The sequence below is a fragment of the Kosakonia sp. H02 genome (assembly GCA_030704225.1).
In the GTDB taxonomy this organism is placed as follows: domain Bacteria; phylum Pseudomonadota; class Gammaproteobacteria; order Enterobacterales; family Enterobacteriaceae; genus Kosakonia.
The window spans coordinates 3,923,617-3,947,571 of record CP131915.1; the positions used below are offsets into that span (position 1 = coordinate 3,923,617).

23 protein-coding genes are annotated in these 23,955 nt (G+C 55.5%); 17 read left to right on the top strand and 6 right to left on the bottom strand.

What is annotated here, in order from left to right; translation table 11 throughout:
- Positions 1–23 precede the first annotated feature (23 nt).
- From Q5705_18395 to Q5705_18405, 3 genes are all read left to right on the top strand, one after another.
- Positions 24–869, top strand: coding sequence for an AraC family transcriptional regulator (locus Q5705_18395; protein ID WLI76521.1), 846 nt, complete (start codon positions 24–26; stop codon positions 867–869).
- Positions 870–1,083: 214 nt separating this feature from the next.
- A complete protein-coding gene (gene fsa / locus Q5705_18400) occupies positions 1,084–1,746 on the top strand; it encodes a fructose-6-phosphate aldolase (GenBank protein ID WLI76522.1) in 663 nt (220 codons plus the stop codon).
- A gap of 14 nt (positions 1,747–1,760) precedes the next feature.
- Positions 1,761–2,864 (top strand): glycerol dehydrogenase, encoded by a 1,104-nt coding sequence (locus Q5705_18405; protein WLI76523.1) that lies wholly within the window; start codon positions 1,761–1,763, stop codon positions 2,862–2,864.
- A 68-nt stretch (positions 2,865–2,932) separates the two neighbouring features.
- On the opposite strand, the gene metF is transcribed toward Q5705_18405, so the two are convergent.
- From metF to metB, 3 genes are all read right to left on the bottom strand, one after another.
- Positions 2,933–3,823: a methylenetetrahydrofolate reductase gene (gene metF, locus Q5705_18410; protein ID WLI76524.1), complete on the bottom strand. Its 891-nt coding sequence runs from the start codon at positions 3,821–3,823 to the stop codon at positions 2,933–2,935.
- Positions 3,824–4,024: 201 nt separating this feature from the next.
- The gene (locus Q5705_18415) at positions 4,025–6,457 is read right to left on the bottom strand and encodes a bifunctional aspartate kinase/homoserine dehydrogenase II (GenBank protein ID WLI76525.1); all 2,433 of its coding nucleotides are present in this window, start codon (positions 6,455–6,457) and stop codon (positions 4,025–4,027) included.
- Between the two features lie 2 nt (positions 6,458–6,459).
- Positions 6,460–7,620: a cystathionine gamma-synthase gene (gene metB / locus Q5705_18420; GenBank protein WLI76526.1), complete on the bottom strand. Its 1,161-nt coding sequence runs from the start codon at positions 7,618–7,620 to the stop codon at positions 6,460–6,462.
- A gap of 263 nt (positions 7,621–7,883) precedes the next feature.
- Between metB and metJ the strand changes: the two genes are divergently transcribed.
- The gene (gene metJ, locus Q5705_18425) at positions 7,884–8,201 is read left to right on the top strand and encodes a met regulon transcriptional regulator MetJ (GenBank protein WLI76527.1); all 318 of its coding nucleotides are present in this window, start codon (positions 7,884–7,886) and stop codon (positions 8,199–8,201) included.
- 96 nt (positions 8,202–8,297) lie between these two features.
- Here metJ and rpmE read toward each other — a convergent pair whose 3' ends face one another.
- Positions 8,298–8,510 carry a 50S ribosomal protein L31 gene (gene rpmE, locus Q5705_18430; protein ID WLI76528.1) on the bottom strand — a complete coding sequence of 71 codons (213 nt, stop codon included), beginning with the start codon at positions 8,508–8,510 and terminating at the stop codon, positions 8,298–8,300.
- 207 nt (positions 8,511–8,717) lie between these two features.
- Between rpmE and priA the strand changes: the two genes are divergently transcribed.
- The 7 genes from priA to rraA all read left to right on the top strand — a co-directional run bounded on the left by priA (position 8,718) and on the right by rraA (position 16,661).
- Entirely contained in the window at positions 8,718–10,910 is a 2,193-nt protein-coding gene (priA, locus tag Q5705_18435) for a primosomal protein N' (GenBank protein ID WLI79060.1), read from the top strand.
- A 124-nt stretch (positions 10,911–11,034) separates the two neighbouring features.
- Positions 11,035–12,060, top strand: coding sequence for a DNA-binding transcriptional regulator CytR (gene cytR, locus Q5705_18440; protein ID WLI76529.1), 1,026 nt, complete (start codon positions 11,035–11,037; stop codon positions 12,058–12,060).
- Between the two features lie 94 nt (positions 12,061–12,154).
- Complete coding sequence (ftsN, locus tag Q5705_18445) at positions 12,155–13,120, top strand: cell division protein FtsN (GenBank protein ID WLI76530.1); 966 nt, start codon at positions 12,155–12,157, stop codon at positions 13,118–13,120.
- A gap of 92 nt (positions 13,121–13,212) precedes the next feature.
- Positions 13,213–13,743: an ATP-dependent protease subunit HslV gene (hslV, locus tag Q5705_18450; GenBank protein ID WLI76531.1), complete on the top strand. Its 531-nt coding sequence runs from the start codon at positions 13,213–13,215 to the stop codon at positions 13,741–13,743.
- 9 nt (positions 13,744–13,752) lie between these two features.
- Positions 13,753–15,087, top strand: a complete 1,335-nt coding sequence (gene hslU / locus Q5705_18455) for an HslU--HslV peptidase ATPase subunit (protein WLI76532.1) — start codon at positions 13,753–13,755, stop codon at positions 15,085–15,087.
- 66 nt (positions 15,088–15,153) lie between these two features.
- Positions 15,154–16,083: a 1,4-dihydroxy-2-naphthoate polyprenyltransferase gene (menA, locus tag Q5705_18460; protein ID WLI76533.1), complete on the top strand. Its 930-nt coding sequence runs from the start codon at positions 15,154–15,156 to the stop codon at positions 16,081–16,083.
- Positions 16,084–16,175: 92 nt separating this feature from the next.
- Positions 16,176–16,661 carry a ribonuclease E activity regulator RraA gene (rraA, locus tag Q5705_18465; protein ID WLI76534.1) on the top strand — a complete coding sequence of 162 codons (486 nt, stop codon included), beginning with the start codon at positions 16,176–16,178 and terminating at the stop codon, positions 16,659–16,661.
- A gap of 202 nt (positions 16,662–16,863) precedes the next feature.
- Here the strand turns inward: rraA and zapB are convergent, their stop codons facing one another.
- Positions 16,864–17,109: a septal ring assembly protein ZapB gene (gene zapB, locus Q5705_18470; GenBank protein ID WLI76535.1), complete on the bottom strand. Its 246-nt coding sequence runs from the start codon at positions 17,107–17,109 to the stop codon at positions 16,864–16,866.
- A gap of 479 nt (positions 17,110–17,588) precedes the next feature.
- On the opposite strand from zapB, the gene Q5705_18475 reads away from it, so the two are divergent.
- The 4 genes from Q5705_18475 to fpr all read left to right on the top strand — a co-directional run bounded on the left by Q5705_18475 (position 17,589) and on the right by fpr (position 21,935).
- A complete protein-coding gene (locus Q5705_18475; GenBank protein ID WLI76536.1) occupies positions 17,589–18,443 on the top strand; it encodes an MIP/aquaporin family protein in 855 nt (284 codons plus the stop codon).
- A gap of 21 nt (positions 18,444–18,464) precedes the next feature.
- The gene (glpK, locus tag Q5705_18480) at positions 18,465–19,973 is read left to right on the top strand and encodes a glycerol kinase GlpK (protein WLI76537.1); all 1,509 of its coding nucleotides are present in this window, start codon (positions 18,465–18,467) and stop codon (positions 19,971–19,973) included.
- Positions 19,974–20,081: 108 nt separating this feature from the next.
- Complete coding sequence (gene glpX, locus Q5705_18485; GenBank protein ID WLI76538.1) at positions 20,082–21,092, top strand: class II fructose-bisphosphatase; 1,011 nt, start codon at positions 20,082–20,084, stop codon at positions 21,090–21,092.
- Positions 21,093–21,188: 96 nt separating this feature from the next.
- The gene (gene fpr, locus Q5705_18490) at positions 21,189–21,935 is read left to right on the top strand and encodes a ferredoxin--NADP(+) reductase (GenBank protein WLI76539.1); all 747 of its coding nucleotides are present in this window, start codon (positions 21,189–21,191) and stop codon (positions 21,933–21,935) included.
- On the opposite strand, the gene Q5705_18495 is transcribed toward fpr, so the two are convergent.
- On the bottom strand, positions 21,936–22,355 hold the full coding sequence (locus Q5705_18495) for a DUF805 domain-containing protein (protein WLI76540.1): 420 nt from the start codon (positions 22,353–22,355) through the stop codon (positions 21,936–21,938).
- Between the two features lie 113 nt (positions 22,356–22,468).
- On the opposite strand from Q5705_18495, the gene Q5705_18500 reads away from it, so the two are divergent.
- Positions 22,469–23,068, top strand: coding sequence for a DUF1454 family protein (locus Q5705_18500; GenBank protein ID WLI76541.1), 600 nt, complete (start codon positions 22,469–22,471; stop codon positions 23,066–23,068).
- Positions 23,069–23,175: 107 nt separating this feature from the next.
- Positions 23,176–23,943, top strand: a complete 768-nt coding sequence (gene tpiA / locus Q5705_18505; GenBank protein ID WLI76542.1) for a triose-phosphate isomerase — start codon at positions 23,176–23,178, stop codon at positions 23,941–23,943.
- Positions 23,944–23,955: the final 12 nt, after the last annotated feature.

The window sequence follows — 23,955 nt, forward strand, 5'->3', positions numbered from 1 at the left end:
TGTTTTTTATCACCAGGACCATCATGAGCCACGACGTCACTCATCTTCTCTCCCGCCTGATAAACGGCCCGGCTACGCTTCGGAAAATCCGCTTCGCGGCCGTGAACGGAACGGTACCTGCGCTGGCCTGTCAGGTCGATTTTCCGCGTCTGGAAATCGTGCTGGATGGCGCGCTAACCGATACCGGCATTGCCGGCGGAACCTCGCTGATGACGCAGCATGATGTTTTGTATGTTCCCGCAGGCGGCTGGAATTACCAACAGTGGCTGGCACCGGCAACGACCCTGAGCGTGCTGTTTGGCAAGCAGCAACTGAGCTTTAGCGTGATGCAGTGGGATGGCATGGCGCTACAAAACCTGGCGAAACAGCATGTTGCCCGCCGTGGCCCGCGCGTGGGCTCATTCCTGCTGCAAACCCTGCATGAAATGCAGATGCAGCCCGCCGAACAGCAAACGGCCCGTTTGATTGTCACCAGCCTGCTTAGCCACTGCCACGATTTGCTTGGCAGCCAGATCCAGACCGCGTCCCGTACCCAGGCGTTGTTCGAAGCCGTTCGCGACTACATCGACGAACATTACGCTCTGCCGCTGACCCGCGAATCCGTTGCGCAGGCATTTTATATTTCGCCCAATTACCTCTCTCACCTGTTTCAGAAAACCGGTGCCATTGGTTTTAATGAGTACCTCAATCACACCCGGCTGGAGCATGCGAAAACGCTGCTCAAAGGCTACGACCTGAAAGTTAAAGAAGTGGCGCACAGTTGCGGGTTTGTCGACAGTAATTACTTCTGCCGCCTGTTTCGCAAAAACACCGAACGATCCCCTTCCGAGTATCGCCAGCAATACCATAGCCATCTCAGTGAGAAATAAGCTTGCTTCTGGATTTTTGTACGTTAAAAACGCACAGCTTCATGTCTCACCCCGTTCCAAACCCTCTTTTCTCCCTATTGCAACGTAATTTGTGAGCAAAATCTCACTTTGCCACTGAGCGTACATTTGTCCAGTGTTTGGCAGAATTGTTATATGGCAGGCAACCGGCCCGCACTCGTATCCTGTGAGCAGAAATGTTATCGGAGGAAGCACGATGGAACTGTATCTGGATACCGCAAACGTTGCGGAAGTAGAACGCCTGGCGCGTATTTATCCGCTGGCGGGTGTGACGACTAACCCCAGTATTATCGCGGCGGGTAAAACCGCTGTGTGGGATGTATTGCCCCGCCTGCAAGACGTCCTTGGCCCGCAGGGAACGCTGTTTGCACAAGTGATGAGTCGAGACGCGGACGGCATGGTGAACGAGGCGAAACGCCTCAGTAATGCCCTGCCGGACATTGTGGTGAAAATCCCGGTCACCGCAGAAGGCCTTGCCGCAATCAAACAGTTGAAAAAAGAGGGCATTGTGACGCTCGGCACCGCCGTATACAGCGCAGCGCAAGGGTTGCTGGCCGCGCTGGCCGGGGCGAAATATGTCGCGCCTTACGTTAACCGCGTCGACGCACAAGGCGGCGACGGTGTGCGCATGGTGCAGGAGCTGCAAACCTTGCTGAAACTGCACGCGCCAGAAAGCAAGGTGCTGGCCGCCAGTTTCAAAACACCACGCCAGGCCCTCGATTGTCTGTTAGCTGGATGCGAGGCTATTACGCTTCCTTTAGATGTAGCGCAACAAATGCTCAATACGCCAGCAGTAGAGTCAGCCATTGAGAAGTTTGAGCAGGACTGGAAAACGGCTTTTGGCAACCTCAACATGTAATAAGGAGGCAGTATATGGATCGCATCATCCAGTCGCCAGGCAAGTACATCCAGGGTGCAGACGTTATCACCCGTCTCGGCGACTATCTCAAACCGCTGGGCGACCGCTGGCTGGTCGTCGGCGATAAATTTGTTCTCGGCTTCGCCCAGGAAACGCTGCAAAAAAGTCTGGCCGATGCCGGGCTGGCCTGTGAAGTGGTGCCGTTCGGCGGCGAATGTTCACAAACGGAAATCGACCGCTTACGCGGTATTGCCCAGACAGCTGGCTGTGGCGCAGTGCTGGGCATCGGTGGCGGTAAAACGCTGGATACGGCGAAAGCGCTGGCGCATTTCATGCAGGTGCCAGTAGCGATTGCCCCAACGATTGCGTCAACCGATGCGCCTTGCAGTGCGCTGTCGGTGATTTATACCGACAACGGCGAGTTCGACCGTTATCTGTTGCTTCCCAATAACCCTGACCGCGTGATTGTCGATACCAAAATCGTCGCCGGTGCGCCCGCGCGTTTACTGGCGGCAGGCATTGGCGATGCGCTCTCCACCTGGTTTGAAGCCCGCGCCTGTTCACGCAGTGGCGCAAAAACCATGGCGGGCGGGCAATGTACGCAATCTGCCCTGGCGCTGGCGGAGCTCTGTTACAACACACTGCTGGAGGAGGGTGAAAAAGCGATGATGGCCGCCGACCAGCATGTAGTCACGCCAGCGCTGGAGCGCGTAGTGGAAGCGAATACCTTCCTCAGCGGTGTAGGTTTTGAGAGCGGCGGGCTGGCGGCGGCGCATGCCATCCATAATGGTTTAACCGCCATTGCGGATACGCATCACTACTACCACGGCGAGAAAGTGGCGTTCGGGACCTTAACCCAGTTGGTGCTGGAAAACGCGCCGACAGAGGAGATCGAAACCGTCGCCGCGCTGTGCCATACCGTCGGTCTGCCGATTACGCTGGCGCAACTGGATATCAAAACCGATATCCCGACGAAGATGCGCATTGTGGCACAGGCGGCCTGCGCGGAAGGCGAAACCATTCACAATATGCCGGGCGGCGCAACGCCGGATCAGGTGTATGCCGCGCTGCTGGTCGCCGACCAGTACGGCAAACGTTTTTTAGGTGAGTGGGAATAACATTTAGAATAGAAAACCCGGTGGCGCTGCGATTGCCGGTTAAGCGCAGCGCCATCCAGAGGATTATTTTAGATCGCCGGGCGAACGCCCAACGTATGGCAAATGGCATAACTCATTTCGGCGCGGTTCAGCGTGTAGAAGTGAAAATCCTTCACCCCTTCGCGGCTTAAAATCTTCACCATATCCATGGCGATATTTGCACCCACCAGCTTGCGGGTTTCCGCATCATCATCCAGCCCTTCGAACATTTGTGACATCCACGCCGGGATGCGCACATTGGTCATATCGGCGAATTTTTTCGCCTGCTTAAAGTTGGATACCGGCAGAATGCCAGGGATGATCTCTACATCAATACCCGTTGACGCGCAGCGATCGCGAAAACGCAGATAGCTTTCAACATCAAAGAAGAATTGCGTAATGGCTCGGCTGGCACCGGCGTCAACTTTACGTTTCAGATTAAGCAGATCGGCCTGCGCGCTTTTCGCTTCCGGGTGGACTTCCGGGTAAGCGGCGACAGAAATATCGAAATCCGCCACCTCTTTCAGCAATGTCACCAGATCGGCGGCATACATATCCGGCTTCCCACCGCCCGGCGGTAAATCCCCGCGCAGCGCCACAATATGGCGAATCCCGTTATTCCAGTAATCCTGAGCAATGGTGCGCAGTTCATCACGCGTGGCGTCAATGCAGGTCAGATGCGGCACGGCTTCAAGCCCGGTGCGCTCTTTAATACCTTTGATAATGCTGTGTGTGCGATCGCGCTCGCCGGAGTTCGCGCCGTAAGTCACCGAAACAAATTTCGGTTTAAGGCTGCTTAAGCGATCGATGGAGCTCCATAAGGTCTGTTCCATTTCACTGGTGCGCGGCGGGAAAAATTCAAAGGAAACATTAATCTGGCCGTGTACTTCCGCCAGGCTCTGGTTCAGGGCTTCCCGCTGGTTGGCGTGAAAAAAGCTCATACCTTACCTCATCAATCACAAGTCGTTGTCTGTTGGTTGTGAACTTCTATACGTTTAGACGTCCGGATGTAAAAATGACGGAATTCGGTTAATGCGTCAACAGAAAAATCTTTATTACGCGTGAGGAATGTTCAGCGAAGGTGAAAAAAATTCACGATGGGGCGAAGCCTCCTCCCCCCACAGGGAGAGGAGAAGAGAAAATTACAGCAGTTGCGCCAGGCGGTTAATATCGGACTGAATCGCACCGGCGGTGACATCACGGCCTGCGCCCGGCCCACGGATCACCAGCGGATTATCACGATACCAGCGGCTTTCAATGGCAAACACGTTATCGCACGGCAACAGTGACGCCAGCGGATGTTCCATGCGCACCGCTTCAACGCCAACGCGGGCTTTGCCATTGGCATCGAAACGCGCTACGTAACGCAGCACCAGCCCCAGCTCGCGGGCGGCTTCCAGACGCTGAAGCATCTGCTCATTCAACGTTTCGCCATTTTCGAAGAAGTGATCAACCGACTCCTCTTCGCAGCCCGGCGGCACCAGCGACTCCACGCGCACTTGATCCGGCTCGATGTCATAACCCGCTTCACGGGCGAGGATCACCAGTTTGCGCATTACATCTTTACCGGAGAGATCCACGCGCGGGTCCGGCTCGGTCAGCCCCTGCTGCCAGGCCTGATCCACCAAATCCGTAAACGGCACGGTGCCGTCAAATTGCAGGAATAGCCAGGAGAGCGTCCCGGAGAAAATCCCGCTGATCGCCAGAATCGAATCCCCGCTGTCGCGCAGGTCACGCACGGTGTGGTTCACCGGCAGCCCGGCTCCGACAGTCGCGTTATACAGCCAGTGACGGCCGGTTTTTTCAAACGCATCATGGATCTGGCGATACTTATCACTGGTGCTCGCCCCGGCCAGTTTGTTGGCGCTAATGACATGGAAACCATGGCTGGCGAAATCAAGATACTGCCCGGCAAGCTGCTCGCTCGCGGTAACGTCCAGCACCACTAAATCGTCATACGGATGGGCGCGCATCCACAGGAACAGCGACTCTTCGTCCTGCTCCACCGCTTCATCATTGAAGAACGCCAGCGCACGGCTGGCATCCAGCCCCTCGTAGCTCAGCAGGCTGCGGCGGCTATCCACCACGCCCGCCAGCACAAATTCAAACCCGGTACGCGCCGACAGCGCGCTCTGCTCACGCGAGAACAACTCCAGCCAGCGGGAACCGATATTCCCTTTGCCAAACAGCATCAGGCCAATGCGTTTTTCCGCGCGGAACAGCGACTGGTGCAGCCCCTGGATCAGGCTTTCTGTCGGCCCAACACGCAGCACGGCAACCAGGCTAATACCTTCGTCAGATTGCCAGATAAACTCGACTGGCTGGCCTTTCAACTGCTGCCAGAAACGGTGGCTATGCAGCGGATTACGGCAAACACCGGCGCCCACCATTGCCACCAGCGCCAGCCCCTGACGCAAACGCAACTCGCCCGGCAGACCGGCTTCATCAAGCAGTTTAAAGACGCTATCAACTACTTCAGCGGTATAGCAAAGTTGCAGCAGGTTACGGTCAGCATGTGCACCAACTGCCAGCGGACGCACCTGGGCGCGTTTCAGGATAAGATCTATCTCTTTTTGCGCCAGTTTGAAGTCCTGACCCGCAGGCACAAGGAACTCAATCAGGCACACGTCATCATGGCTGGTCACAATTCGCGCGCCTGTACCGGACGCCAGCACGCGTTCAATGCGCGTTGAGCCCTGTTCCGGGTTATAGCTACACCGTAATTGCAGATCGATATTGCTGCCGGAAACCGGCTGTAATGTGCGGGCATGCAGCACCGGTGCGGCCAGCCGCGCCAGTTCGCTGGCTTCATCAAGGCGCAGCAGCGGCAACAGGCAGGCGTCTTTCACTTTGCGCGGATCGGCGCTATAAACACCCGCCACGTCGCTCCAGATAGTCACCCGCGTCACGTCGCCCAGCGCGCCAATCTGTGTGGCGGAATAGTCAGAGCCGTTACGCCCGAGCAGCACGGTTTCGCCCGCTTCGTTACGGCTGATAAAGCCAGTCACCACAATCCGTTTGCCCGGATGCTGCGCCAGTTGTTGTTGCAATAAGGGGTACGACGCGCCTTCGTTCACCTGGGGTTGTGCGGCGCGTTCCGCGCGCAGGAAATCGCGGGCATCCAGCCAGGTTGCGTCCAGGCCTTGTTGATTCAGAAGAGCAGACATCAACCGCGCCGACCAGATTTCACCGTGGCCGACCACTTCTGCGTAGACCGCATCGGTGATGCCGCTGTCGAGCAGCACGGCAAGGTGTTCAAGATCGTGAATAAACGCGCTGGTCAGGCCGTCAGCGACCTCGGCAGGTAACAAACCGGTAATCAAATCAATCTGGTAACGTCGTAGTGATTGTTGAACCTGATGCGCAGAAAGGCGATCGGTCTGGCTAAGCTTCAGCCAGCTGATCAGTTGGTTGGTCGTGCTGCCTGCGGCCGAGACAACCATCATGTCGCCCGGTTGTGAGTACTCCGCCATGATCCCTGCAACGCGGAGGTAACATTTCACATCCGCCAGACTACTGCCACCAAATTTGTGCAGCTGACGAGCCTTCGTCCCTGCCTGCGCAATCACACTCATGTTTACCCCTCAGCGGCGACCCGGAAGCCATTTTCCAGATCGGCAATTAAATCTTCACTATCTTCAATACCAGTTGAGATGCGTAACAGCGTCTCAGAAATCCCGGCGGCAGCGCGTGCTTCAGGCGCCATGCCCGCATGGGTCATGGTGGCGGCGTGGGAAATTAAACTCTCTACCCCACCTAACGATTCCGCCAGCGTAAACAGCGATAAGCCGCTCAGGAAGCGACGCAGCGTTTGCTCATCGCCATCCAGCTCGAAACTTAACATTGCGCCAAAGCCTTTTTGTTGACGCGCAGCAATCTCATGCCCCTGATTATCCGGCAGAGAAGGATGGTACAGCTTTTTCACCAGCGGCTGGGTTTGCAGAAAATCGACAATCGCCTGCGCGTTACGCTGCGCCACTTCCATGCGCGGCGACAAGGTACGCAGACCGCGCAGCAGCAAATAGCTGTCGAAGGCGCTGCCGGTGACGCCAATGTTATTTGCCCACCATGCCAGTTCGGTGACAGTCGCCTCATCTTTCGCAATCACCACGCCTGCCACCACATCGGAATGCCCGTTAAGATATTTGGTGCAGGAGTGCAGGACCAGGTCAGCACCCAGCGCCAGCGGGTTTTGCAACGCCGGGCTAAGGAAAGTGTTATCCACCACGCTAACTGCGCCGGCTTCACGGGCGAGCTGGCAGATTTTCGCAATATCCACGACGCGCAACAATGGGTTGCTTGGACTTTCTACCAGCACCAGTTTCGGTTTTTCCGCCAGGGCCGCTTTCAGCGCCTGCTCATCCCCTTGATCCACAAACTTCACACGGTAGCAGCCGCGTTTCGCCAGGCTATCGAACAGGCGATAGCTGCCGCCGTAGCAATCATGCGGTGCAACCAGCAGATCGCCAGGCTTGAGGAAAACAGTGGTCACCAGAAGAATCGCCGACATACCGGTATTGGTCAGCACCGCGCCCGCGCCGCCTTCCAGTTCTGCCAGTGCACGCTGTACCACATCGCGCGTTGGGTTGCCGCGGCGAGAATAATCATGAGCGCGAGGTTCGTTAAAACCGGTGAAGTTATAGGTACTGGAGAGATGAATCGGCGGGACAACGCAACCGTACTGCTCGTCATCATTCAATCCGCTACGCACTGCGATGGTGGCCTGTTTACGCGTCATGGTGAAGGCTTCCTGGCTTAATGGATGAAAAGTCAGGCCACAGAGTAAACATTGAAATAATAGACGTCAATACATCTGGACATCTAAACTTCTTTGCGTATAGATTGAGCAAAAGCATAATAGCCGTTAAAATTATATGCTTTAGTACAGCAACGTTACGCAATACACCGTGTCACCTCGTTGACTCTACGGTAAACTACGCGGAATTACAGCCCGGGCGCGCCTGGGTTAAGACTAATGACTGAGAGGATTAAAGGTATCTCATGGCTGAATGGAGCGGCGAATATATCAGCCCATACGCTGAGCACGGCAAGAAGAGTGAGCAAGTAAAGAAAATTACGGTTTCCATTCCTCTTAAGGTGTTAAAAATCCTCACCGATGAACGTACCCGTCGTCAGGTGAACAACCTGCGCCACGCCACCAACAGCGAGCTGCTGTGCGAGGCGTTTTTGCATGCGTTCACCGGCCAGCCTCTGCCGAATGATGAAGATCTGCGTAAAGAGCGCAGCGATGAAATTCCGGAAGAGGCAAAAGTGATTATGCGTGAACTGGGTATCGACCCGGATACGTGGGAATACTGATCCCAATAAAAAGGGCGGAAGATGTCTTCCGCCCTTTTTACATCTCAAACCGCAGAGACAAAAAAAGCGCCTTGCGGCGCTTTTTTCTTTGGCAACTTATTTGCTGCCCGGGATGCTGAAGCGTTTGTTGAAACGGTCAACACGGCCACCAGTTGCAACATCACGCTGCTTGCCGGTGAAGAACGGGTGGCATTTACCACACACGTCCAGGTTCAGATCGTGACCCAGCGTTGAGTGGGTTTTGATCACATTACCGCAAGAGCAAGTTGCAGTAATAGCTACATAATTCGGGTGAATACCTTTTTTCATGGGAAACCTCAGTTTAAGGCCGCGTCGCTCTTCCAGCCCTAACGCCAGACACCACGCGAGTTGATATGTAAGTTTATCTTCGACACGTCAATTACGCATCAAAGGCGGCGAATCATACAGAAATTAACCAGCACATGCAAACTGATCCGCTCGCCAGTCTTAACAATGTGTATACTAACCCGCCAGTTTTCAAGCCAGGAAGATGAGATGCCCGTCGCCCGCGTTGCGCTATCTGTACCTTTGCCCCGTACCTTTGATTACCTGCTGCCGGATGAGATGTCCGCAAGCAGCGGTTATCGCGTACGCGTGCCGTTTGGTAACCAGCAACGTGTTGGCATTGTGGTAGCGGTGAGCGACAAAAGCGAGCTGCCGCTGAGCGAACTGAAAAGCGTCGCAGAGGTGCTCGACAGCGAACCGGCCTTTTCTCCTCCCGTCTGGCGTATGCTGCTGTGGGCCGCAGAGTATTATCACCATCCGATTGGCGATGTGTTGTTCAACGCGCTTCCCGTTTTGCTTCGGCAAACGAAACCCGCCAGCGCGGAGTTTCAGGGTTACTGGTTTGCCACTGAGCAAGGCCAGGCGATGGACATCAACCGCGTAAAATCGCCCAAACAGCAACAGGCGCTATCGGCGCTGCGCAAAGGTAAAATCTGGCAGCACCAGTTAGCGGCGCTGGAACTGAAAAGCGTGACGCTACAAGCGCTGCGCGCCAAAGGGCTGGCGGAGATGAACAGTGAAGCGCCCACGTTTAGTGACTGGCGCAGCACCTTTTCCGTCAGTGGCGAGCGCCTGCGGCTCAATACCGAGCAGGCAACAGCCGTGGGCGCAATCCATAGCGCGGCGGATCACTTCTCTGCCTGGCTGCTGGCGGGCATCACCGGTTCCGGCAAGACGGAAGTCTACTTAAGCGTGCTGGAAAACGTGCTGGCGCAGGGCAAGCAGGCGCTGGTGATGGTGCCGGAAATTGGCCTGACGCCGCAAACCATTGCCCGTTTTCGTGAGCGTTTCAACGCGCCGGTCGAGGTCCTGCACTCCGGGCTGAACGACAGCGAACGCCTCGCCACCTGGCAGAAAGCGAAAAGCGGTGAAGCGGCAATCGTCATCGGCACGCGCTCATCGCTGTTTACCCCGTTTAAAAACCTCGGCGTGATCGTCATCGACGAGGAGCACGACAGCTCTTATAAACAGCAGGAAGGCTGGCGCTACCACGCGCGGGATCTGGCGGTTTACCGCGCTCACAGTGAACAAATCCCGATAATCCTTGGCTCGGCGACCCCGGCGCTGGAAACCCTGCATAACGTGCGGGCGCGCAAATACCATATTTTGCGTCTGACGCGCCGTGCCGGTAACGCGCGCCCGGCCATGCAGCATGTGCTGGATATGAAAGGCCAGCCGTTGCAGGCTGGCCTGGCTCCGGCGCTGATAAACCGCATGCGCCAGCATCTGCAAGCCGGAAATCAGGTCATTTTATTCCTCAACCGCCGTGGCTTTGCGCCAGCGTTGCTGTGCCATGATTGCGGCTGGATAGCGGAATGCCCGCGCTGCGATCACTATTACACCCTCCACCAGGCGCAACAGCATTTGCGTTGCCACCACTGTGACAGCCAGCGGCCAGTGCCGCGCCAGTGCCCGTCCTGTGGCTCCACGCACTTATTGCCTGTTGGTCTCGGTACGGAACAACTGGAACAGGCTCTGGCACCGCTCTTTCCCGACGTGCCGGTGTCGCGTATCGACAGAGATACCACCAGCCGCAAAGGCGCGCTGGAACAGCACCTTGCCGAAGTCCATCGCGGCGGCGCGCGCATTTTGATCGGCACCCAAATGCTGGCAAAAGGACACCACTTCCCGGATGTCACGCTGGTGGCGTTACTCGACGTCGACGGCGCGCTGTTCTCGGCAGATTTCCGCGCAGCGGAACGTTTTGCTCAACTTTATACTCAGGTTTCAGGCCGCGCCGGGCGCGCCGGAAAACAGGGCGAAGTGGTGTTGCAAACCCATCACCCGGAACATCCGCTGCTGCAAACGCTGCTACATAAAGGCTATGACACCTTCGCGGAACAGGCGCTGGCCGAGCGGCAAACCATGCAATTACCGCCGTGGACCAGCCATGTGCTGATCCGCGCCGAAGATCAGAACAATCACCACGCCCCGCTGTTCCTGCAACAGCTAAAAAACCTGGTGCAATCCAGCCCACTGGCGGATAACCAACTGTGGGTGCTCGGCCCGGTTCCGGCGCTGGCGGCCAAACGCGCCGGGCGCTACCGCTGGCAGATCCTGCTGCAACACCCTTCCCGTATACGCCTGCAACATATTGTTCATGGCGCATTAGCCCTGATTAACACCCTGCCGGATGCGCGGCGCGTAAAATGGGTGTTGGATGTCGATCCGATCGAAGGCTAATGCTGCGAGGCAGGCCGTAAAATTCAACTTTCATCACACTTTTCGTGAAAATTCTGTAACCGGTGCGGTTAACTATCTGATAAAAATGTGGCTACGCCTGCGCCGTGCATGCGAGGAGAACAAGGTGAAACCCAAAAATCAGGTTGCGGCAGCAACCATGAAAGATGTTGCCATGAAAGCAAAGGTTTCGACGGCAACCGTATCTCGTGCATTAATGAACCCGGATAAAGTCTCACAGGCTACCCGCAACCGGGTGGAGCAGGCAGCCATGGAAGTGGGCTATTTGCCCCAGTCGCTGGGACGAAACGTTAAACGCAACGAATCCCGTACGCTGCTGGTGATCGTGCCGGATATTTGCGATCCCTTCTTCAGTGAAATCATTCGCGGTATCGAAGTGACCGCAGCCGAACATGGCTACCTGGTGTTGATTGGCGACTGCGCTCATCAAAATCAGCAGGAAAAAACCTTTATTGATCTGATTATTACCAAGCAAATCGACGGGATGTTGCTGCTGGGCTCGCGCCTGCCGTTTGATGCCAGCATCGAAGAACAGCGTAATTTACCGCCGATGGTGATGGCCAACGAATTCGCGCCGGAACTGGAACTGCCGACGGTGCATATCGATAACCTGACCGCCGCCTTTAACGCCGTGAATTATCTGCAAGAGCAAGGGCATCACTTGATTGGTTGTATTGCTGGCCCGGAAGAGATGCCGCTGTGCCATTACCGCTTGCAGGGTTACATACAGGCGCTGCGCCGCTCCGGTGCCACCGTCGATCCGCATTATATTACGCGCGGCGATTTTAGCTTCGAAGCCGGTGCGCGCGCCCTGGAAAAGCTGTTAACGCTGCCAAAACCGCCTACCGCCGTGTTTTGCCATAGCGATGTGATGGCGCTTGGCGCGCTATCGCAGGCCAAACGCAGCGGGCTGAAAGTGCCGGATGATTTATCCATTATCGGCTTCGATAACATTTCGCTGGCAGAGTACTGCGATCCACCACTCACAACCGTTGCGCAGCCGCGCTACGAGATTGGTCGTGAAGCCATGCTCTTACTGCTGGAACAGCTGCAAGGCCATACGGTGAGCAGCGGATCGCGCCTGCTGGATTGTGAGCTGATCCTGCGCGGGACAACCCGGGCGTTAACGTAAAGCCGCAGGCTTTAAGACGCCCTCTTCTGGTCAAAACCCCGTCGCTTAAGTAACATGGCGGGCTGATAAACGAAATAAATACAGCGAAACGATAGTGGCACAACGAGATTATGTACGCCGCAGCCAGTCGGCTCCTTCGCGGCGAAAAACGAGCAACTCAAGGAAAAAACAGCGCAGGTCATCTGCGGTCTCTCCAGCGATGGTCGCTATTGCAGCCGCCGTGCTGGTCGCCTTTATCGGTGGTTTGTACTTCATTACGCACCACAAGAAAGAAGAATCCGAATCGCTGCAAAACCAGAAAGTGACCGGCAACGGTCTGCCGCCAAAGCCGGAAGAACGCTGGCGCTATATCAAAGAGCTGGAAAGCCGCCAGCCTGGCGTGCGTGCGCCAACCGAACCAACGGCAGGCGGTGAAGTGCAAAAACCGGAGCAGTTGACCGATGAGCAGCGCCAGTTGTTAGCCCAGATGCAGGCAGATATGCGCCAGACGCCGACGCAGCTCAGCGAAGTGCCGTGGAACGAGCAAACCGCAGAACAGCGCCAGCAAACGCTGCAACTGCAACGCCAGCGCCAGGCCCAGCAGCAGTCGCAATGGACGCAAACCCAGCCGGTACAGCAACCGCGCACGCAGCCTCGCGTGGCTGAGCAACCTGAACGCACGTCTACGCCGCCGCGCCAGACTCAGCAGAAGCCGGCATCGAATTCTCAGCCGTATCAGGATCTGGTGCAGACTCCGCCGCATAACACCGCGTCGCAGCCTAAACCGCAGCAGGCCGCGCCCGTCACGCGGGAAGCGGAACTGGCGAAGCCGCAAACCGCAGAGAAAAAAGATGAACGTCGCTGGCTGATTCAGTGCGGTTCGTTTAAAGGCCAGGATCAGGCTGAAACCGTCCGCGCCCAGTTGGCGTTTGAAGGTTTTGACTCACGCATTACCAGCAACAACGGCTGGAACCGCGTGGTAATGGGCCCGCTGAAAGGCAAAGATAACGCCGACGCCACTATCGGCCGCCTGAAACTGGCCGGCCATGCAAACTGCATCCGACTCGCCGCCGGGGGTTGAAACCCCCGAAATCCCCCCCATTTATAATTGCATTCTGCCCCGAACACCGTGCGGGGCGCTGTATTGTGCATTTGTAACCAAGGGGTCTGCTCGTGACAACAATCGTAAGCGTACGCCGTAACGGCCATGTCGTTATCGCCGGTGATGGCCAGGCCACACTGGGCAACACCGTGATGAAAGGCAACGTGAAAAAAGTTCGCCGTCTGTATAACGACAAAGTCATTGCAGGCTTTGCGGGCGGTACGGCTGATGCCTTCACGCTGTTTGAACTATTCGAACGCAAACTGGAAATGCACCAGGGTCATCTGGTGAAAGCGGCTGTCGAACTGGCAAAGGACTGGCGAACCGATCGAATGCTGCGCAAGCTGGAAGCGCTGCTGGCGGTCGCCGACGAAACCGCGTCCCTGATCATCACCGGTAATGGTGATGTGATTCAGCCGGAAAATGACCTGATCGCTATCGGTTCCGGCGGGCCATACGCCCAGGCCGCTGCCCGTGCTCTGCTGGAAAATACCGAGCTTGGTGCGCGCGAAATTGCTGAGAAGGCGTTGGGGATCGCAGGCGATATCTGCATCTATACCAACCACTTCCATACCATCGAAGAATTACCCTCTAAAGCGTAAGGATCTCCCATGTCTGAAATGACCCCACGCGAAATTGTCAGCGAACTGAACAAACACATCATCGGCCAGGACGCCGCAAAACGTTCGGTGGCAATTGCCCTGCGTAACCGCTGGCGTCGCATGCAGCTCGACGAAGAGTTGCGTCATGAAGTGACACCGAAAAATATTCTGATGATCGGCCCAACCGGCGTTGGTAAAACTGAAATCGCCCGCCGCCTGGCGAAACTCGCCAATGCGCCGTTTATTAAAGTTGAAGCAACGAAGTTCACCGAAGTGGGCTATGTCGGGAAAGAAGTGGATTCTATCATCCGCGATCTGACCGATGCCGCCGTGAAAATGGTGCGTATTCAATCCATCGAGAAAAACCGCTACCGCGCGGAAGAGATGGCGGAAGAGCGCATTCTCGACGTGCTGATCCCGCCGGCGAAAAACAACTGGGGCCAGCCAGAGCAGGCGGCTGAGCCTTCGGCTGCGCGTCAATCTTTTCGCAAAAAACTGCGCGAAGGCCAGCTTGACGATAAAGAGATTGAAATCGATCTCGCCGCTGCGCCAATGGGCGTAGAGATCATGGCGCCTCCGGGCATGGAAGAGATGACCAATCAGCTTCAGTCCATGTTCCAGAACCTGGGCGGTCAGAAGCAGAAACCGCGTAAGCTGAAAATCAAAGACGCGATGAAGCTGCTGATCGAAGAAGAAGCGGCAAAACTGGTGAATCCGGAAGAGCTGAAACAGGAAGCTATCGACGCCGTTGAGCAGCATGGGATCGTGTTTATCGACGAAATCGACAAAATCTGTAAGCGCGGTGGCAACACCTCCGGCCCGGATGTTTCCCGCGAAGGTGTGCAGCGCGATCTGCTGCCCCTGGTTGAAGGCTGCACCGTATCGACCAAACACGGGATGGTGAAAACCGACCACATTCTGTTTATCGCTTCTGGTGCGTTCCAGGTCGCCAGCCCGTCAGATCTGATCCCGGAACTGCAAGGCCGTCTGCCGATCCGCGTTGAGTTGCAGGCACTGACCGCAGAAGATTTCGAACGCATTCTGACTGAGCCAAACGCCTCTGTAACCGTGCAGTACAAAGCGCTGATGGCGACCGAAGGTGTGAACATTGAGTTCACCGACGACGGCATTAAGCGAATTGCTCAGGCGGCATGGCAGGTAAACGAAACCACCGAAAACATCGGTGCGCGTCGTTTGCATACTGTGCTGGAGCGTTTGATGGAAGATATCTCTTATGACGCCAGCGATCTGGGCGGTGAGACGATCACGATTGATGCAGATTATGTGAGTAAGCACCTGGATGCTTTAGTGGCGGATGAAGATCTGAGCCGTTTTATCTTATAATCCCGGTCACAACGTTTTCATCACACTCGATGGGGGCTTTTGCCCCCATTTTTGTTGGCTAAACTTATGAACGAAACGCAATCTCTGAACCTCACCCAGGCGTGGCTGGAAAGCCTGCGACCTAAGACATTACCGCTGGCCTTTGCCGCTATTGTTGTCGGTACGGTGCTGGCCTGGTGGCAGGGCCATTTTGATCTGCTCGTCGCGGTGCTGGCGCTGATCACCGCAGGCTTACTGCAAATTCTCTCCAACCTCGCAAATGATTATGGCGACGCGGTGAAGGGCAGCGATAAACCAGATCGCATCGGACCATTGCGCGGTATGCAGAAAGGCGCGATAACGCTTGCGCAAATGAAGCGTGCACTGATTATCGTTATCGTGCTGAGCTGCATTTCCGGGCTGCTGCTGGTGACGGCTGCGACGCAGACGATGGCAGATTTTATTGGTTTTCTGGTGCTGGGCGGGTTGTCGATTATTGCCGCCATCACCTATACCATCGGCAAGCGCCCTTATGGCTACCAGGGCCTGGGCGATATTTCCGTGCTGACGTTCTTCGGCTGGATAAGTGTGATGGGAAGTTGGTATCTGCAAACCCATACGCTGATCCCGGCAGTATTTTTGCCCGCCACTGCCTGTGGTTTACTGGCTACGGCGGTGTTGAATATTAACAACCTGCGCGATATCGAAAGCGACAGAGATAATGGCAAAAACACGCTGGTAGTCCGTTTAGGGCCGGTGAATGCCCGTCGCTATCATGTCGGTTTGCTGATTGGCGCCCTGCTGTGCTTCGCGCTGTTTAACCTCTTTTCGCTGCAAAGCCTGTGGGGCTGGTTGTTTGTGCTGGCGGCACCGCTGCTTATCAAACAGGCGCGTTATGTGCTGCGCGAGCGCGATCCGCGAGCCATGCCGCCAATGCTGGAACAGACGGTCAAAGGGGCGCTGTTAACTAATCTCTTGTTTGTGGTCGGGATTGTTTTGAGCCATTTGCACTTTTAAGTGAAAAAGGCCAATTAAAAATTGATGGTTTTGCCAACGGCGCGTGATGCGCGATATACTGGCGCTTCTCGCAGCAACTGAACGTTAATCCTATGAAATACGATACTTCTGAGCTTTGTGACATCTACCAGGAAGAGATCAACGTCGTGGAACCCCTGTTCTCGAATTTTGGCGGGCGGTCCTCTTTTGGCGGACAAATCATCACGGTGAAATGTTTCGAGGATAACGGGTTGCTCTACGATCTGCTCGAACAGAATGGCCGTGGGCGTGTCCTGCTGATTGACGGTGGCGGTTCAATGCGCCGCGCGTTAATCGACGCAGATCTCGCACGCACTGCGGTGCAAAACGAGTGGGAAGGCATTGTGGTCTACGGCTCTGTGCGCCAGGTAGACGACCTGGAAGAGCTGGATATTGGTATTCAGGCAATTGCCGCCATTCCGGTTGGCGCAGCGGGTGAAGGCATTGGCGAAAGCGACGTACGCGTTAACTTCGGCGGTGTGACTTTCTTCTCCGGCGACCATCTTTATGCCGATAACACCGGCATTATCCTTTCCGAAGATCCTCTCGATATCGAATAAACGAAAGGGCACCATCAGGTGCCCTTTTTTCTTGTTGTCGGATGGCGCTTCGCTTATCCGACCTACATGCATTTACTCAATACGCGAAAGATTTCGTGTTGTAGCAAGGCAGCAAGCAAGTGAATCCCCGGGAGCATAGATAACTATGTCAGGGGCAAATGCGCGCAGCCAACACCGCTACAGCGCGAAAGATAAAGCGTAATTACACTTCTTCCATGCGTCCTAACAGAGCCTGCAAACGCTCCTGCCAACCGTGCTGCTGCTCTCTCAGCTGGTGATTTTCACGCTCCAGCTCTTCACGGCTATGCTGTGCAGACTGTACGTCCTGCGCCAGGCTGTTGTTCTTCTCTTTCAGTTCTTCGATTTCCATCTGCAACAGCGTGATCGTATCAATCGCCTGCTGCACTTTTGCTTCCAGTTTCTCAAACACTTCTAATGACATAGTCATACTTCTCCTGAGTTGCAAGGCGTTGATGGATATACACTTAACATTGAGCCCATTCCTGCAACTCGCATGAAACGTGTATTTAAAAATCCTCGTCCCGAATATCGGTGACGCCTTAATAAGATGAGCGGATTTCGCTTGTTACCGATTGTATGAATCGCACCAGCCCCTGTCCAGCGCGGAGCCACGCTGTTTGCGCTTTGCAACACTTTTAGTCCTCGTCCTGGTGCAAAGCGGACATATACCCCGTAATTGTTAATGCCCTGGTTACAAAAATGATTCAGCTCACATTTCGTTATGGTGCAAAAATGCGCCTTGCCGCTCGAAAACGCTCATTTTATTGACGCAGTACACACATTTTGATTTCGATATTTCTCGTTTTTGCTCGTTAACGATAAATTAACACTATGTCTACACGACATCATGAGGCTGCCGTTTCCCTCATGCATACAAAAACCATCAAACTTTTGCAGGATCCGATTATGAGTCAAACATCAACCTTAAAAGGCCAGTGCATCGCCGAATTTCTCGGTACCGGGTTGTTGATTTTCTTCGGTGTGGGGTGTGTCGCGGCATTAAAAGTGGCGGGAGCCACCTTTGGCCAGTGGGAAATCAGCATCATCTGGGGTTTGGGTGTGGCGATGGCCATTTACCTGACCGCAGGGGTTTCCGGTGCGCACCTTAACCCGGCAGTCACAATCGCACTATGGCTCTTCGCGAGCTTTGACGGACGCAAAGTTGTTCCTTTTATTTTTTCTCAATTTGCCGGCGCGTTTTGCGCGGCTGCACTTGTTTACGGGCTTTACTACAATCTTTTCCTCGATTTCGAACAAACGCACAACATGGTGCGCGGCAGTGTTGAAAGCCTTGATCTGGCTAGTATTTTTTCAACGTATCCTAACCCGCACATCAACTTTGTGCAGGCCTTCGCCGTTGAAATGGTGATTACCGCTGTTCTGATGGGCGTCATCATGGCGTTAGGTGATGACGGTAACGGTATTCCGCGCGGCCCGCTGGCACCCTTGCTTATCGGTTTGCTGATTGCGGTTATCGGCGCATCCATGGGGCCGCTGACCGGCTTCGCCATGAACCCGGCGCGTGACCTTGGCCCGAAAACCTTCGCCTGGTTGGCCGGCTGGGGCAACGTCGCCTTTACCGGCGGTAGAGAAATCCCCTACTTCCTCGTGCCGCTGTTCGGGCCAATCGTAGGCGCGGCGCTTGGCGCATTCGGCTATCGCAAGCTGATTGGTCGCCACCTGCCGTCGGGCGCCAGTGAGGCGGCGGAAGAGAAAGGCACCGCCTCCACGACCACGACTCAACCAAAAGTTTCGCTGTAATGTGACTACGGGACCATAACCATGACTGACAAAAAATATATCGTTGCGCTCGATCAGGGCACTACCAGCTCCCGCGCCGTTGTGATGGATCACGATGCCAACATCATCAGCGTCTCACAGCGCGAATTCGAACAAATTTATCCGAAGCCAGGCTGGGTTGAGCATGACCCGATGGAAATCTGGGCTTCGCAAAGCTCCACGCTGGTGGAAGTGCTGGCGAAAGCGGATATCAATTCCGATGAGATTGCCGCTATCGGCATTACCAACCAGCGTGAAACCGCGATTGTCTGGGAACGTGAAACCGGCAAACCGATTTACAACGCCATTGTCTGGCAGTGCCGCCGTACCTCCGAAATTTGCGAGCAGCTCAAACGCGACGGCATGGAAGAGTATGTGCGTAACACCACGGGCCTGGTGATTGACCCGTACTTTTCCGGCACCAAAGTGAAATGGATCCTCGACCATGTTGAAGGCTCCCGCGAGCGGGCTAAGCGCGGCGAACTGCTGTTCGGCACCGTCGATACCTGGCTTATCTGGAAAATGACCCAGGGCCGTGTTCATGTGACCGATTACACCAACGCCTCGCGCACCATGTTGTTCAACATCCATGAGCTGGACTGGGACGACAAAATGCTCGACGCGCTGGATATTCCGCGCGCCATGCTGCCGCAAGTGCGTAAATCCTCTGAAGTCTATGGCCAGACCAACATCGGTGGTAAAGGCGGGACGCGTATTCCCATCGCCGGGATCGCCGGTGACCAGCAGGCGGCGCTGTTTGGCCAACTGTGTGTGAAAGAGGGGATGGCGAAAAACACTTACGGTACCGGCTGTTTTATGCTGATGAACACCGGTGAGAACGCGGTGAAATCAGAACACGGCCTGCTGACCACCATCGCCTGCGGCCCGAAAGGGGAAGTGAACTACGCGCTGGAAGGCGCGGTGTTTATGGCCGGGGCGTCCATTCAGTGGCTGCGTGATGAGATGAAGCTGATTAGCGACGCTTTCGACTCCGAATACTTCGCCACCAAAGTGAAAGATACCAATGGCGTGTATGTGGTTCCGGCCTTTACCGGCCTCGGCGCACCGTACTGGGATCCGTATGCGCGCGGCTCCATCTTCGGTTTGACCCGTGGCGTAAACGCGAACCACATTATTCGCGCCACGCTGGAGTCTATCGCCTTCCAGACCCGCGATGTGCTGGAAGCGATGCAGGCTGACTCCGGTATCCGTTTACACGCCCTGCGCGTGGACGGCGGTGCGGTCGCGAACAACTTCCTGATGCAGTTCCAGTCCGATATTCTCGGCACCCGCGTAGAACGCCCGGAAGTGCGTGAAGTGACGGCACTGGGCGCGGCGTACCTTGCCGGTCTGGCGGTCGGTTTCTGGCAGAACCTGGATGAGCTACAGGAAAAAGCGGTTATTGAGCGCGAATTCCGCCCGGGTATCGAAACGACCGAACGTAATTACCGCTACAGCGGCTGGAAAAAAGCCGTCAAACGCGCAATGGCATGGGAAGAGCACGACGAGTAATTCTCCCCAACCGTGCCCTCTCTCAACAGGGAGAGGGCATCTGCCTCAAAACCCTCCTCCCCTCCCTGTGATAAACTTCGCTCAATTTCTTTCACTATAGAGTTTGTTATGAGACGAGAACTTGCCATCGAATTCTCCCGTGTTACCGAGGCTGCGGCGCTGGCTGGCTACAAATGGCTGGGGCGTGGCGACAAAAACACGGCAGACGGCGCAGCAGTCCACGCTATGCGCATCATGCTCAACCAGGTCAATATTGACGGCACGATTGTCATTGGCGAAGGGGAAATCGACGAAGCGCCGATGCTGTTTATCGGTGAAAAAGTCGGTACCGGCAAAGGCGACGCGGTTGATATCGCCGTCGATCCGATTGAAGGAACGCGCATGACGGCGATGGGCCAGGCAAACGCGCTGGCGGTATTAGCGGTTGGCGACAAAGGCTGTTTCCTGAACGCGCCAGATATGTACATGGAAAAACTGATTGTCGGCCCTGACGCGAAAGGCGCGATCGACCTGAACCTGCCGCTGGCGGATAACCTGCGCAATATCACTGCGGCTCTCGGTAAACCGCTGACTGAACTTACCGTCACTATCCTTGCCAAACCGCGCCACGACGAAATTATTGCTGAGATGCAGCGGCTTGGCGTGCGCGTGTTTGCCATTCCCGATGGCGATGTCGCCGCGTCAATTCTCACCTGCATGCCAGATAGCGAAGTAGACGTGCTGTACGGCATCGGCGGCGCACCGGAAGGGGTTGTTTCAGCGGCGGTGATCCGCGCGCTGGATGGCGATATGCAAGGCCGTTTGCTGGCACGCCATCAGGTGAAAGGCGATAGCGAAGAGAACCGTCGTATCGGCGAGCATGAGTTAAAACGCTGTCGCGGCATGGGCATTGAAGCGGGCAATGTGCTGCGCCTGGATGATATGGCGCGCAGCGACAACGTTATCTTCTCGGCAACGGGCATTACCAAAGGCGATCTGCTGGACGGCATCACGCGCAAAGGCAATATCGCCACCACGGAAACGCTGCTTATTCGCGGTAAATCCCGCACTATCCGCCGCATTCAGTCCATTCATTACCTGGATCGTAAAGACCCGGACGTACAACGACATATACTGTAAGTCTGTTTGTTCAATTGAGCTTTCCGGCCCTCACGGGCTGGAAATCTCCGGCGACAGGCACGAAGATAAGGCAACGTTACAGAACAGGAGAAAACCATGGCGGATTGGGTAACAGGAAAAGTCACAAAGGTGGAGTTCTGGACCGATGCACTCTTCAGCCTCACCGTTCATGCCCCCGTTCACCCCTTCACAGCCGGACAATTTGCCAAGCTTGGGCTGGAAATTGACAGTGAGCGCGTACAACGCGCCTACTCTTATGTGAATGCCCCGAGCAACCCCGATCTGGAGTTCTACCTCGTTACCGTCCCGGAAGGGAAGCTGAGCCCGCGCCTGGCCGCGTTACAGCCGGGAGACGAAATCTTAATCGTCAGCGAAGCCGCCGGCTTTTTTGTGCTGGAGGAAGTGCCAGACTGCGACACGCTGTGGATGCTGGCAACGGGTACCGCCATCGGGCCGTATCTGTCGATGCTGCAAGAAGGCAAAGATCTGGAGCGTTTCAAAAACATCGTGCTGCTCCACGCGGTGCGCTATGCAGCGGATTTGAGCTATTTACCGCTGATGCTGGAGCTGCAAAAACGCTACGAAGGGAAATTACGCATTCAGACTGTGGTCAGCCGGGAGACGATTTCTGGTTCCCTGACGGGGCGCGTTCCGGCGCTGATTGAAAGCGGCGCGCTGGAAGAGGCGGTCGGTCTGCCATTAACCCCTGAAACCAGCCACGTGATGCTGTGTGGTAACCCTCAGATGGTGCGCGATACGACACAACTGCTGAAGGATACCCGGCAGATGACGAAGCACCTTCGCCGCCGTCCGGGGCATATCACTGCGGAACATTACTGGTAATCAGCGGTACTTCACGTCCAGCGTCTCTTTACCGTATTTGTTTTCCCCCTGGGTGCCGACAAACGCGCCCAGGTCAATCAACATCATGACGATGATCACCACCGGGATCAGGCGTCCCACCGCCCACTCCAGTGAACCGTTCAACATATCCCAGTGGCCGGAAAGCAGCATCCAGGCCAACACCATCAGCAACCCCCACGCGCCGTGACGACCGCGATCGTGCAGACGTTTCACCAGCACGCAGGCCGTGGGCCAAATCAGGCAAACGAGAACAAAAGCCGCCATCTGGAAATCGAGCATACCGCCATTCGCCAACGCGAACAGCGCCGTCATACTCAGCACCCAGAGGATCATCCACACCCAGAAATCGCGGCGTCCAATACGCCCTTTAAACGAAAACAACCACTGCTGTATGCCCATGTAAGGCTCCTTATTCTCGTAATGGCCGCTAGTTTACCCTGGCGACGGGAGTTTTTGACAAGCCAGCCCGATATCGTTTTAATCGTGGGCACACTCAACAGAGGGCGATGTGAATGAAAGTACGGCGTTATCCGGTTTGGCTGCTCTTTTCCGCGCTGGTATTCTGCTCGCCTGGCCGGGCGGACGAGGCTCCCGTCGCCGTAACAGCGCCTTATTTATTGCCTGGTGCACCTACTTTTGATCAATCTATCAGCCAGTTTCGGGAGAAGTTTAATACTGACAATCCCACCCTTGCGCTGAGCGAATTTCGCGCCGTTGATGGCCGTAACGATCAGGCAAACCTGACGCGGGCGGCAACGCGCATCAATGACTACCTCTATGCGTCGACGGCGCTGGAGCGCGGTACGCTGAAAATCAAATCCATGCAGATAACCTGGCTGCCGGTGCAGGGGCCGGAGCAAAAAGCGGCGAAAGCGAAAGCGCAGGAGTACATGGCGGCCTTTATTCGCGCGTTTTCACCGGCGATGACGGCAATGCAAAGTACGCAAAAACTGCAAAAATTGCTGACCAACGGCAAAAACAAAGCGTACTACGCAGAAACAGAAGGTGCTGTTCGCTATGTTGTGGCAGATAACGGCGAAAAGGGGCTGACCTTCGCTGTTGAACCGATTAAGCTGACGCTATCTGAGCCTCTGGATGCGAACAATAAATGACAAAAAGCAAAGCCTTTCAGGGGATGAATCTCTATACTGTTTGACAGACCATGCTGCCCTGAAGGGCGGCCATCTTCCTTAATTCGCCAAGCGCGTGGAGAGTAAAAATGCGACATCCCTTAGTGATGGGTAACTGGAAATTGAACGGCAGCCGCCACATGGTAAACGAACTGGTTGCGAACCTGCGTACCGAGCTGGCTGGTGTCACGGGTTGTGCAGTGTCAATTGCGCCGCCGAACCTGTACCTGGATCTGGCGAAACATGCGGCTGACGGCAGCCATATCATCCTGGGCGCACAGAACGTTGACGTTAACCTGTCTGGCGCCTTCACCGGCGAAACCTCTGCCGAAATGCTGAAAGATATCGGCGCGAAATACATCATCATCGGTCACTCTGAGCGTCGTACTTATCACGCTGAATCTGATGAATTGATCGCGAAAAAATTCGCCGTGCTGAAAGAACAAGGTCTGATCCCGGTTCTGTGCATCGGTGAAACCGAAGCGGAAAACGAAGCAGGCAAAACAGAAGAAGTGTGCGCGCGCCAGATCGACGCAGTGCTGAAAACCCAGGGCGCAAGCGCGTTCGAAGGTGCAGTCATTGCCTACGAACCGGTTTGGGCTATCGGTACCGGCAAATCCGCTACCCCGGCGCAGGCGCAGGCTGTTCACAAATTTATCCGTGACCATATTGCGAAGGTCGATGCGAAAGTGGCTGAACAAGTGATCATCCAGTACGGCGGTTCTGTAAACGCAAGCAACGCGGCAGAGCTGTTCGGGCAGCCGGATATCGACGGCGCGCTGGTTGGCGGTGCATCCCTGAAAGCAGACGCTTTTGCGGTGATCGTGAAAGCAGCCGAAGCAGCAAAACAGGCGTAATGCTGTTTTACC